The 12238-nt window shown below is 46.4% G+C and carries 12 protein-coding genes; 8 read left to right on the forward strand and 4 right to left on the reverse strand.

Annotated features, from left to right (window positions below):
* Positions 1-3: 3 nt before the first annotated feature.
* Both prfA and HUF13_RS01270 read right to left on the reverse strand, forming a co-directional pair.
* Positions 4-1071, reverse strand: a complete 1068-nt coding sequence (prfA, locus tag HUF13_RS01265) for a peptide chain release factor 1 (protein WP_173473445.1) — start codon at positions 1069-1071, stop codon at positions 4-6.
* A 225-nt stretch (positions 1072-1296) separates the two neighbouring features.
* Positions 1297-1644 carry a hypothetical protein gene (locus HUF13_RS01270; RefSeq protein ID WP_173388611.1) on the reverse strand — a complete coding sequence of 116 codons (348 nt, stop codon included), beginning with the start codon at positions 1642-1644 and terminating at the stop codon, positions 1297-1299.
* A 181-nt stretch (positions 1645-1825) separates the two neighbouring features.
* On the opposite strand from HUF13_RS01270, the gene HUF13_RS01275 reads away from it, so the two are divergent.
* The 6 genes from HUF13_RS01275 to HUF13_RS01300 all read left to right on the forward strand — a co-directional run bounded on the left by HUF13_RS01275 (position 1826) and on the right by HUF13_RS01300 (position 8757).
* Positions 1826-2893, forward strand: a complete 1068-nt coding sequence (locus HUF13_RS01275) for a hypothetical protein (RefSeq protein WP_173473446.1) — start codon at positions 1826-1828, stop codon at positions 2891-2893.
* Positions 2894-2895: 2 nt separating this feature from the next.
* On the forward strand, positions 2896-3696 hold the full coding sequence (tsaA, locus tag HUF13_RS01280) for a tRNA (N6-threonylcarbamoyladenosine(37)-N6)-methyltransferase TrmO (RefSeq protein ID WP_173473447.1): 801 nt from the start codon (positions 2896-2898) through the stop codon (positions 3694-3696).
* A gap of 225 nt (positions 3697-3921) precedes the next feature.
* Positions 3922-6372 carry an HD domain-containing phosphohydrolase gene (locus HUF13_RS01285; RefSeq protein WP_173473448.1) on the forward strand — a complete coding sequence of 817 codons (2451 nt, stop codon included), beginning with the start codon at positions 3922-3924 and terminating at the stop codon, positions 6370-6372.
* 73 nt (positions 6373-6445) lie between these two features.
* Positions 6446-7189: a hypothetical protein gene (locus tag HUF13_RS01290; protein WP_173473449.1), complete on the forward strand. Its 744-nt coding sequence runs from the start codon at positions 6446-6448 to the stop codon at positions 7187-7189.
* Positions 7190-7206: 17 nt separating this feature from the next.
* Positions 7207-7938 (forward strand): hypothetical protein, encoded by a 732-nt coding sequence (locus HUF13_RS01295; RefSeq protein ID WP_173473450.1) that lies wholly within the window; start codon positions 7207-7209, stop codon positions 7936-7938.
* 6 nt (positions 7939-7944) lie between these two features.
* Positions 7945-8757 carry a hypothetical protein gene (locus HUF13_RS01300; RefSeq protein ID WP_173473451.1) on the forward strand — a complete coding sequence of 271 codons (813 nt, stop codon included), beginning with the start codon at positions 7945-7947 and terminating at the stop codon, positions 8755-8757.
* Between the two features lie 2 nt (positions 8758-8759).
* Here HUF13_RS01300 and HUF13_RS01305 read toward each other — a convergent pair whose 3' ends face one another.
* Together HUF13_RS01305 and HUF13_RS17205 are read right to left on the reverse strand one after the other, a co-directional pair.
* Positions 8760-9875, reverse strand: coding sequence for a sugar nucleotide-binding protein (locus tag HUF13_RS01305; RefSeq protein WP_304038685.1), 1116 nt, complete (start codon positions 9873-9875; stop codon positions 8760-8762).
* Entirely contained in the window at positions 9854-10717 is an 864-nt protein-coding gene (locus HUF13_RS17205; RefSeq protein ID WP_304038687.1) for an NUDIX hydrolase, read from the reverse strand. The genes HUF13_RS01305 and HUF13_RS17205 overlap by 22 nt, the downstream gene beginning before the upstream one ends.
* Positions 10718-11072: 355 nt before the next feature.
* Between HUF13_RS17205 and HUF13_RS01320 the strand changes: the two genes are divergently transcribed.
* Together HUF13_RS01320 and HUF13_RS01325 are read left to right on the forward strand one after the other, a co-directional pair.
* On the forward strand, positions 11073-11411 hold the full coding sequence (locus HUF13_RS01320) for a TIGR02147 family protein (RefSeq protein WP_173473452.1): 339 nt from the start codon (positions 11073-11075) through the stop codon (positions 11409-11411).
* Positions 11412-11419: 8 nt separating this feature from the next.
* Positions 11420-12235 carry a TIGR02147 family protein gene (locus tag HUF13_RS01325; protein ID WP_173473453.1) on the forward strand — a complete coding sequence of 272 codons (816 nt, stop codon included), beginning with the start codon at positions 11420-11422 and terminating at the stop codon, positions 12233-12235.
* Positions 12236-12238: the final 3 nt, after the last annotated feature.

The following is a 12238-nucleotide window of genomic DNA, read 5'->3' on the forward strand; positions in this document are numbered from 1 at the left end:
TACTTATGCGTTGAACTTTCCGAGCTTTTCCTGGGCGTTCGCCATCTGGAGGCCGTTGATGATTTCATCAAGTTCGCCTGTGACAACCTTGTCCAAGTTGTAAACGGTGAGGCCAATGCGATGGTCCGTCACGCGGTTCTGCGGATAGTTGTAAGTGCGGATCTTGGCAGAACGGTCGCCAGTACCCACCAAAGCCTTACGGTTTGCTGCTTCTTCCTTTTCCTTCTTCGCGATGACCGCGTCAAGAATCTTGGAACGCAACATTTCCATAGCGTGCAAGCGGTTTTGCAACTGGCTACGTTCGGTCTGGCAGCTCACCACCACACCTGTCGGGATATGCGTCAAACGCACGGCGGAGTCCGTCTTGTTGATGTACTGACCGCCTGCACCCGAAGAACGGTAGGTATCCATGTGGATGTCGGCTTCGCGGATTTCCACGTCGACTTCTTCAGCTTCCGGGAGGATTGCCACCGTTGCCGCAGATGTATGCACACGGCCCTGCGTTTCCGTTTCCGGCACGCGCTGCACGCGGTGAACACCACTTTCGAACTTGAGCGTTCCATAGACGCTGTCGCCTTCGATGAATACGCGGATTTCCTTGTAGCCACCCACCGTGCCTTCGCTCAAGTCCTGGATGGTCATCTTCCAGCCCATCTTGTCGCAGTAGCCGCGGTACATGCGGAACAGGTCGCCTGCGAAAAGTGCGGATTCGTCACCGCCCGTACCGCCACGAATTTCGAGCGTTGCGTTGCGGAAGTCCCACGGATCCTTCGGCACCATCAAAATTTGCAATTCGTCTGTCACTTCGGGGAGCTTCTTTTCGATTTCCGAAATTTCAGCCTTTGCCATTGCGACCATTTCTGGGTCGGAATCGCCGAGGGCGGCCTTGTATTCGTCAAGGTCGTCCATCATCTGCAGGTATTCCTTGGCCTTCAAAACAGCCTTTTCGATACCCTTGTATTGCTTGTGGATCTTGTTGTAACGAGCCTGATCTCCGAGAACATCCGGATTTCCGAGTTCCGATTCCAGTTCTTCGTACTTTTCAATGAGTTTTTTTGCCTTTTCTTTCATCGTGCCCAAAGATAGAAAAAGTGCGCAAGGCGAGTGAAGCGGGGTTGCTTGCAAACCCATTTTCGAGCCGTAGCCACGGACGCCAAGGGCGTCAAAAAGTGAGCAAGGCGAGTGAAGCGGGGTTGCTTGCAAACCCATTTTCGAGCCGTAGCCACGGACGCCCAAGGCGTCAAAAGTGAGCAAGGCGAGAGATGCGGGGCTGGCTTTTTTACTTCCTCTAGCCGCTTAAATCCCGTCGAGCAAACTTCCGACGATTGACCCGGCGACATCGACGGCGGCGCTTGCAGCAGCCCCCGCGGCATCAGCAGCTGCACTCGCGGCAGAACCGGCTACATCAGCGGCAGCGCTTGCCGCGGAACCTGCGACATCCATGACCGTATCGACGGCGGCTCCGGCATTGTCGATGACCGAATTCGCGATAGGCTTGGCGACATTGATGACTTTGTCGAATGCGGATTCAAAGACTTCGTCTATAGCGTGATCCGCTACGGATTCAAAAAACTGCCCCACAATAGATTGATCGTTAGAGGCGGTTTGCGTCTGATTTTGAATTTCAATAGGATCGTTTTGCATATAATTTGAAATTACGAAATTTTGATTGTTAAGTTGTATTTCTCCCTGTAATTTTATGTAAATCAAACCCTTCAGTACATCCTCGCTGATGCCGTTTATAGGTACAAAACTTCGCATCCATGGTTTGCTTTGCTGTAACGTTTTTGTATATTTCTGACAGCACCGTTAAATTGGAGTTTAAATGCACAAGTTAGGAGTTCTTGCCGGAGTCTTTTCTATTTTGAGTTTTGGTGTGTTGGGGTGCAGCGAAAATCCGGCAAACATAATAGATACAGAAGGTGGGGTGAAAGGCGAAATTTCTTCGTCCTCGGTCCAGGATTCCTTGGACTCCGGCGAAAATTTGAATTCCCTCACCGAAAAAAATTCTTCCAGTTCCGTAAAGAACACTTCAAGTGAAGTTGGACAAACCTCTAGTTCGGTTAGTTCCTCTTCTTCCGAAGCCGTAAGTTCTTCTTCTCGTCCTTTTGTAAGGACTTTTATACCTGAATCCTCAAGTTCCGATGCTCCTGTCGAAACAAAAAGTTGGTATGGCCATACAACATACACAACTGCAAAAGTTGTTGCCGCCAATGCAGATGAACTCGAATGCAACGAGTCTACTGTTGCTGACAATTTGAATGGCTATGACGTGGCGTATGAATTTAATTTACAGCGCGATTTAGGGCGAGATTCTTTTGGCAAACATCCTGCGTATATCGACAATACGGTTAATCCGGTATCGGCTGAATGCGGAAGCATTATTTTTGACGGCTTGAACGGACTGATAATTCCTTTGGATGAAATTTTTAAGAGCAGAGGCTTTGTTGCCGAAGTTCGCTTTATGCCTACAAAAGAAGGCAATATGGCGAATATATTTGTGGCAGAACCTCCTGGATCTGGCAAAACAGGGTGGCAAATACGATTGGATGGCACGGACGTGGTGTTCCATATGCGAGACCCGGAAGTTCGTAAGCAAAAAAATTGGGAATCCATTACCTTGGGCGAAGTTTCACTGAATGAGTGGCATGTTGTCCGTATTAAAATATTCCCGAAAAAATCGGAATTAACAGGGAAAATCGCCTATACATTCAATGCGTTTTTGGATGGAAAAATGCGACGCTCGTCGGAATATAATGCCGATGTTTCTAACATCGAGTATGGCTTAGGAATAGGCTATGATTCGATGTATCAAACCCTCCATAACGACCGTTACTTTACGGGTAAAATCGATTATATCCGCTACGGAAAAATCACCGAAGACGGTCTGTAAAAATGATTCCCATCGGTACATTTTTTGGTGATGCCGTTTACAAGTATGACGCTCCTCGACAGGGGCGCCTTTTTGCCGGACATCCGGGCCGAATTGTGCTGAATCCGGGGCAGAATTTTGAGATGGCGCTTCGCGATCTCGACGGCTTCGAACGCATTTGGGTGATTTTCCTGTTTCACGAAAACGCTGGTTGGCGACCGACAACGCGCCCGCCGGTGCCGCCGAAAGGCAAAGACCGCGTAGGCACTTTTGCAAGCCGCAGCCCTTACCGCCCGAATCCGATTGGGCTTTCCTGCGTTCGCTTGTTGAAAATTGATGGACTTACGTTGTACGTAGACGAAGCGGACCTCTTGAACGAAACGCCGATTCTCGATATCAAACCGTACGTCCCGATGGCCGATGCATTCCCGAATGCAAAAGCGGGCTGGGTCGAAGAACAAGTGGGCGACCTGTGGACAATCGAAGAATCCGAAGATTTTGCCGCACAAAATCACTGGATTGCCGAACGCAGCGCTTTTGACTTGCTCAGTTTTGCCCAAGTGCAACTTTCTCGCGGAAATTTTTCGAAGGATGTTTTCGACAGTTCGCGCCGTCGCTTGACGCTGGATGAAAATGTAAAAACAGGAATCCTTGCTTACCGCACGTTCCGCATCCATTTTTGCTATGACGAATCTTCGCGCACGGTCTGTTTGCAAAAAATCGCAAGCGGCTACACTGCCGAAGACCTCAAAGAAAATTCCGAAGATAAGTACGGCGACAAGCAACTTCACCGCGATTTCGTGAAAATTTTTGCGATTCCTTAAGTTCATGGGTTGTGTGTGCTGTAATCCAAATCAGAATATTACTTGTGAATACGCCACGCGAAAACATCTCTTGTGGGTGGTTTTTCCTTTAAAAAACGTATTTTTGAATGCTTTTTGCGGGTGATTCAGCGCACAGATACCATTCTGTGAATTTTCGTTTTTCCTATTGGGCAAAAAAAGATTAATTTTCTAATACAATGACTTAATAATGTTCGGGAGCGCATTATGGAAAATGGAAGTCTGATTACTTTTATTTCAATATCGATTGTTGTTGTTGCGGCTGCACTGTATGTTGGGGTAGCTTCGATTAAATCCAAAAAAAGTGAATTTAAATGGATTGCAACCAGTGCTGGCTTGGGTGTTTTGTCGGTTGTATTTTACATCTGCCGGATTTTTGTCGAAGAACGCGGTTTGTTTATGGCGTTTTCGTCACTTTGCTTTATTTGCATCCCGTTGTCGTTGTATTTCTATATGCGATTCGTGAATGTTTACGCCCTCACGTCAGATGTTTATTGGATCCGTTTGCTGCTTCGAGTCTCTTTTATTGCAGTGCTTTTTGATGTAGTTGTCTGGCTTGTGAATCCGTTTTATGCTTGGGTTTTGGAGTGCGAATTGGAAACGGGCTTCATGAATTATCAAATAGTTTACAAGGGCGTCCTTTATTATTACCACCATTTGATATGCCGGTTGATTTTCCTTTTTTCGATGGGACTTTTATTTTACCGATTCTTACAAGCCCCGAGGGTTTTTCGCAAGCGTTATCAAGGTGTAATCATCTCGGTGGCGTTTTTCATTATGTTGAATTACTTGCTTGACAAGTTTATTGCCGTCAAACTTGAATATTCGATTCATTTCTATTGTTGGCTTCCCGTTTGCACGTATTTGTCTTGCCGGTATGCGGTAATGGACATGTTGAATTACTTTAAGGACAATGTGTTTGAAAATATTGAACAGGGAATTGTTCTGTTTGATTTCAAGGGTTCGCTGATTTTCCACAATCTAAAAGCCGAAAAACTCCTTGTCGGTATGAAGTTCCGCGAATCGCTTCACCAAGACGATTTTTTAAAAATGCTCGACTTAAATCTTGTGGATTCTGGCGATGCCTGTTCGATGCCTTGTTACGTTGCGCAAAGTGGAAAAATAATGCGCTGTGATTTTCGCAAGATTAAAGAGAAAAAGGGACAAACAATAGGTATTTTGTTTGTATTCTCTGATACGGTGATGAAGACGGACTTGTTGACTGGCTTCCGTAGTTGGGATAGTTTCGTGGTTTTTGCGACAAAGGATTCAGCAGAATTCTCGTACCCAATGACTGTGGTCCTTTGTGACCTCAATAACCTTTCTAGCTTGAACAGTGCTAAGGGGCGCAATGTTGGTGATGGCTTGTTGCGCGATTTTGCTACGGCTCTAAAAAATAATTTCCCAGAAGATTCTTATTTTGTTCGTGGTGAAGATGCAAAGCTTATCGTTCTCTGCGCCCGCATGGAACTTAGCAAGATCGATAAAATCATGAAGCAAATAAAACCTTTGATTAACTGCAAGTTCCAATATGCCGTTGACGAGGTCTTGTCGCAGAATTCGAGTATTATTGATGCTATAACCTCTGCAAGACAAACGCTAAACCAGAAAAAGTTGATGGATAAGGGCTCTGCGCATTCCGAACTTTTGACTTCGCTCGAAAGGGCCTTGCAAGAATGCGATAGCGATACCGAAGCGCATGTCCGCCGTACCCAGCGCATGGGAGCGGCCCTCGGAAAACGCATTGGACTCACCGATAAACAACAGAGTAGCCTTTCGCTCCTTTGCTTGCTGCACGATATCGGTAAAATTGGTGTGCCGCTCGATATCTTGAACAAGCCGGGTAAGCTAACTGACGAAGAATGGAACTACATCAAGACTCACGTGCACAAGGGCTACCAGATTGCAAAGAGTTCCAAGGGCCTGAACGAAATTTCCGATATGATTTTGCACCATCATGAACGTTGGGATGGCAAGGGCTACCCGGATGGACTCAAGCAAGAAGAAATCCCGCTGCTTTCTAGAATTATTAGCGTTGTCGATGCGTTCGATGCGATGGTGAGCAATCGTTCTTACAGGGCCGCAAAGTCTGTAGACGAGGCCGTAGCCGAGTTGGAACGTTGTTCTGGAACGCAGTTTGACCCGATGCTAGTCAAGGAGTTTGTGCCGATTTGCCGCAACATGGTCGGGAATGTTATCCCTGACGAAGACAAGGTGAGGATGCCGGCAGACGTTGTGGCCGAAAAGAGCAGGGCCATGAAGTCTAAATTTAACGGGACTGAGCATAATGTCCATCCGGTGATGTATAGCCATTATGTATTGAACTCGCGCAATGAAATTATCAAGATCGATGATAATTTTGAAACGATGACAGGCTATTCTTGGGATGATATCAAGGACAAAACAATGGAACAGCAAGATTTGATTCCCGATGAAGACGTGACGGAATACCTTTGCTTTGTCTCGGAAGCTTTGGCGAAAAAGCCCATTGCGTATTGCGAACATCGCCTCAAACGCAAGGACGGTAAGATTATTAACGTGATTTGCTTGGGCAAGGTCGTTTACGATTCTGCAAGCCACGAAACTCGTTCCGAAATTATTGTTTCGAATAGTCCGGAATCTTCAGCTAAGCCTAAGCTTCGAAATAAAGCCGTTTGATGCTTGAACGTCAAATCGTTACAAATGATTTTTTATATTATGCAGCGAAATCATTTGTAATGGATTTGAGTTTATGAAAAATATAATCGCAATTCTCGTTCTTTGTGTCGCAGGAATTGCTTCTGCTGATTCCCCTTCTGTTGGCAAGACTGTTGCTCACGAACACCGTGGCTTTTATAGCAATATGTCGTTCGCTTTTGCTCATAATTGGTACAAAAATAGCCGTGAAGATTTTGGCCGCCGTTATGATTTTGATGGAACGCTTAAATATGTAGACTATTATGATTACAGTGGTTATACCTTTCCGATGTCGGAATTTAAGTTCGGTGTCGGTATAGGGAACCTTGCTGCAATTCATTTTGTATTCAATATTGGATTTATCTCCGGTACAATGGACTATAAGTATGAGGTGTACCAAAGGCCGTGCCCTCTAGGGGTTAAATGTGCAGAAATCTTGGACGAGTCCCGCAATATCGACGAAAAATCGAAGGATGCATATAGCTTTAGGACATTCTTTGGTCTGGGATCGACCTTCTATCCTATTCAAGATAAAACATCGCCTTTGAACGGACTTTTTGTAGGCGCTTCTGTTGGATATACGCTTTTCGCTACCATGATAAATGCGTGTAACGAAGAGGCTACAGGGAATGGTGGCGTGAGTTTTCAATTGGAACTTGGCAAGGAATGGTGGATAAGCGACCATGTTTCTATGGGCTTTGGTTTGGGCTTCGCTCATACCGGGTTAATTTGGCAAACTGTTGATTCGCATAGTTCCGATAACGTGTTATCACTTTCGTTCCGTTTAACGCATGGCTAGTATCTGGGGATGAATTTATGAAAAAAGTATTTGCAATTCTTGTTTTGTGTGCTGTAGGCCTTACGTTTGCTCAGTCCCCCTCTTTAGCGGAGCCCGCTCCGCGAGAACATCGTGGCTTTTACAACAGCATGTCTTTTGGCTTTGCTATGAATTGGTTCGATAATAGCATGGAAGACCTTGACAAAGATGGTGACAAGATAAACTATCGCGATATTCATTTTTATGAGTATTTCGGCACCACCAGTATGCTGGGTGAATTTAAGTTTGGTTATGCTCTCGGTAATTTGGTGGCGCTTCATACAGTCTTTAACATAGCCCTTTATAATGGAACGGTCGATCATTATGAGGAACATTATCGTTCTGTTTGTAATAGTGAGGGAATGTGCATTGAAATTCCTAATCCAGATAGGCGTGATGACGAAGTAACTTCTAGCGATGGATATAACATTAGGACTTATTTGGGCTTTGGTGCGACTTTCTACCCGTTCCGCGACAAGAACTCTCCGCTCAATGGAGCTTTTGTAGGCGGCTCTGTCGGATCCATACTTTTTGTTGAGGTTGGCTCTAGAGAATCTGGAAATGGCGGTGTCGGCTTTGAATTGGAATTAGGTAAGGAATGGTGGTTGAACAATCGTCTCTCTATCGGATTTGGGCTTGGCTTTGCTCATTTCGGTCTTGTGTGGAGCACCGTCGAATCTCATCGTTCCGACAATGTTTTGTCTCTTTCGTTTCGTTTAACGCGTGGGTAATTGACTATGAAAATTTTTAGTAAATTTATCTGTATTTTTGCTTTTGCTGCTGTTGCTCTTGTGCATGCTGATGTCGTTGAAAATAAAATGGCGTCAAGTGCGGGAAAGTCTATTTTCCCGAGAGAACATCGCAGCTCCTATTTTAGCGTTAATTGGGGGCTTTCGTATTTGAGTTCCGAAAGAATATCTTCCGATTTTGGTTTCTCTTCTTCTATAGGATCTACCAGGCTTGATGGGCGATATGAACGTTTAGAACAATACGGACAACATGACGAACAAGAGAGTTTTAGCGCTTGGGGATTTCCTACTTTAGACATTCGCTTTGGAAGGGCTTTTGGAAACATGGTCGCGGTGCATTTCTCCTTTGGTGGTGGATTGTTCAGTGGCGAAGGAAAAAGGCATAAGCAAGACTATGCTGTGCACAGAAGTGTTGTAGATAATGTTATCGAGTCCGAAGAAAAGGAACTTAATGGAATCATGGATGAAACAATTGATTCCTATGGAATCTATGGCTCGCTTGGATTTGGTTTTACCGTTTATCCGATCCGTAACCCAGCTTCTCTATTGAATGGGCTTTTTGTGGGACTTGCGGGTGGTATTCAAGGCTCTTTGGCAAGAGATGATGTTTATGCTACGGATTATTGTACGGTAGGTGGCGTTTTTACCCGCTATGAACTTGGCAAGGATTGGTGGGTAAGCGATACCTGGTCTGTCGGTGTCGGATTATCTTTTTCTAAAGTTGTATATACCTTCGTGGATGAAGGTGAAAATTCAAAACATCATGTTGTAAGTCTTTTCTTCCGACTGACTCGCGGATAACGCTATAGTTTTGTATCAATCCCGTTGACAAGTAAATTGGTGATGGCTTCGTCGCTTCCCATTTTGCTCTTGTCCGTAATGTTGCGACCAAAGGTTTTGTGCCAGTCGAAACTATCGGGCACAAGCCAATCGAATACCGGCCATGGCTTGATAAAGCCGGGCGGCAATAATTTGTAAAGCTTTTCGGAATTAATCGTCAAGTCGCCGACACGTGGAGGCATTGGGCCGCCTTCGATGCGCGGCACGCCATGTAGGAGCTCGGCGGGGTAGCCGCCGACCGCGTTTACGATTTGCCCTACGTTGTACAGCGAAACGCTACGCGGGCCGCCGCAGTTGTAAATGCCTGCGGGAAATTCATGCTCCAAGATGTATTGTACGGTGCGGCAAAGGTCCGGGCCCGAGAGCGGGTTTCGATATTCGTCCGTGAACAAGGTCGCTGGGCGACCGGGGCGGAACCGGTATGTAATCCAGTCGATTGCGCCGGCGCATCCGCCGGGCGCATAGTCCATCGGGAGCGGCACGCGCAAAATCACGGCGTCGGGCTTGATGGCGCTGATGGCATCTTCGGCTTCGGCCTGGTGCTTGCCGTAATTGTGGATCGGATCTTTCGGGTCGGTTTCGATGTAAGGGCGGTTTGGCTTTGTCTTTTCGTTGCCGCTAAAGACCATGTCGGCGGAAATGCGGATGAGTGTTGCGTTGTAGCGGGCGGCGAATGTGGCGGCATCGACACCTTGGCTTACGTTTAAAAGCCTGCTTCGGGCGGGGTCGCATTCGCAAGCCTTGAGCGCGCAGTTTCCGCTCGCGTCTATGACCGTGCCAAAGCGAAAACGTTCAAAGAGTTCGCCCAAGCGTTCTGTTTCTTCGGCGTCAATTCCAAAAACGTTGTCGCCAAAAACGCAAGGATGTTTGATCGGGCGTATGCCGATAACGCCCGGCACTTTTTCGTGCGCAAATCCCTGGGTCGATGCGGAGTCTGGAACTACCGCGCACGCCCCGTATAGTTTATTGAAGTGCCTGAACAGCGCAAAACCGGGAACGCCGTTCAACCCGAGAATCAAAATCGGGAGTCGAATCGCCCGCATCTTGAGCGGGTATTTTACTTCTGAGTCAGTTTCCACTTGAAGTAGCCTGCAATTTGAAGCGGATGGTCGAATGTGCCGTCTGCAATCTTTGCCTGAAATTCTTCGTCCGTGTACAAGAACGTCTCGATGTCTTCAGTTTCGTCAAAATGCGTTTTGCCCAGGCGTTCTACGCCATCGATAAACACCACATGGAACCTTCCGCGATGCCTATCCGGATTCACCGGAAAATTCCCGACATACATCACTCCGTTATTGTCATTCTTGGCTAAGGTCGCTGCCTGTGCTGAGCAAGGCTGAAGCGAGCCAGCCGAAGCGTCGGCATCGCTTTCAGACGTCATCCTGAGTGGCGAAGCCACGAAGGATCCAGTCATTTTCTTTATCAAGACTTTACTGGATGCATCGGCTGTGCCTCTGCATGACGATGAAGAAACCGTTTCACATCTCTCGTCTCTCGTCTTTGGATTATCGCTTCGCTCTAATCCCAAATGCTGAGCCTCGGTCTTGTCAAAGCTTGCTTTGCCGCGACTCTCGGCTTTTGCATTTGTCGTCTGTAGCCGCGTTGCGGCGTTCTCTCGTCTTACTCCGTACCCGCATTCTTCTTGCAATTCTCTGACGGCCGCTTCTTCTGGCGTTTCGCCTTTATCGATAATTCCGGCTGGGAATTCGAGCGCAATCTTTCCTGTTCCGTGGCGGTACTGTTCTGTCATGACCCATTTGCCTTCTTTTGTGCGGGCGAGAATCAGCACCCAATTCGGTTGCCATAACGTATAAAAGTCGTCGATGACTTTGCCGTTTGGCAATTCGCACTTTTCCTTGGCGACTTTCAGCCACGGTGCGTCTACCAAAAATTCCGAATCCAACAATTTCCACGGTTTCATGTCCAAAATTTAGAAAAAGCATTGTCTCCCTCGGTCTCGTCATCCTCGAAGCGAAGCGTAGGGGATCCATACAGTTCTAATCTTGTCATTCCCCACTTGATGGGGAATCCCCCTCTCGTATTACGTCAAAGAATCTCTCTAAGTTCTAAGCTCTAAGTTCTGCCAGCTAGAATCTTGCAACAGTAGTGATCACTCCCTGATTCATTTATACTTTCTACTGATTCATTAAATTTTAAAAATTTTCGAAATTTTAAAAATTTGCGTATTTCTGCAAAAAATTACAAACTTTGTATCATTTTATCTATTGCGAGATATTTGCGAATGAGGTATATTTGGGTTCTTAAGGAGGTCATAAATGAAACCGATAACCGAATATCAAGATTACCGAAGGTACATGCTTGATTACTTCGAATGGCGAAAGAGGAATTCTGCGTTCTCATGGCGTAAATTCTCCAAGCAAGCCGGGTTCGCATCACCGTCATATTTAAAACTTGTATGTGACGGCAAAGGAGTTCTGAGTCGTGTGGGTGTTCCGCAAGTGGCACGAGCCATGGATCTTTGCGAATACGAATGTGAGTACTTCAAGTACATGGTTGATTTCACAAATGTAACGGACAACGGCCAGAAAAAAGAAGCCTTCCGCAAAATGGAAATGTTGCGTGAGCCGTTCCGTAGAGGTCTTGTTTTATGGTAGGGGGAAGTATGAAACCAATAACCGAATATCAAGATTACCGAAAGTACATGCTTGATTATTTTGACTGGCGAAAGAAAAGTTCTGCGTTCTCATGGCGCGAATTTTCCAAGCTTGCCGGATTCTCATCGCCATCGTACTTGAAACTTGTATGCGATGGCAAAAGCTCGCTGAGCCGCGTTGGCGTCCCGCTTGTGGCTGCTGCGATAGGTCTGAATGAATTTGAACAGGAGTATTTCAAGCTCATGGTCGAATTCACGAATGCCAAAGACGATGACAAGAAAAAAGAAGTGTTCCTCAAAATGAAGGGCCTTGCAAATGAACAGCGTGCTCGAGTGTTGGAAGCTGATGCGTTTGACTACTACGAATCGGCAGTAAATTCCGTTGTTCGTGAACTTGCACCGTTGATGCCTGGCGCACTTCCGGGTGAAATTGCCAAGAAAATCAAGCACACCTTCACGGCACAGCAAGTCCGTGATTCGTTAAAACTCTTGGTAAAACTCGATTTGCTCAAGATACTTGGCGAAAACGTCTACGAGCAAACAGACAAAGTCATTACAGGTTCGGGCGAAGCGCTTAAGCTTGCACTCCGCTCCATGAACGGTCAGATGATTGACCTTGCCCGCGAAGCCATCGAAAAAATTGTTCCGGGTGAACGCAACATCTCGGGCGTAACAATCGGTGTCGAAGATTCGGCCGTGCAACGCATCTCCGAAGAGGTGAACCGTTTCCGCAAACAAGTTATTGCCATCGCCGGCGAATCCAAGAAAATCAACCAAGTTTATCGTTTAAATTTACAGCTTTTCCCACTAACGGAAAAAGTGTAAGGA

This window comes from Fibrobacter succinogenes (assembly GCF_902779965.1).
Classification (GTDB): domain Bacteria; phylum Fibrobacterota; class Fibrobacteria; order Fibrobacterales; family Fibrobacteraceae; genus Fibrobacter; species Fibrobacter succinogenes_F.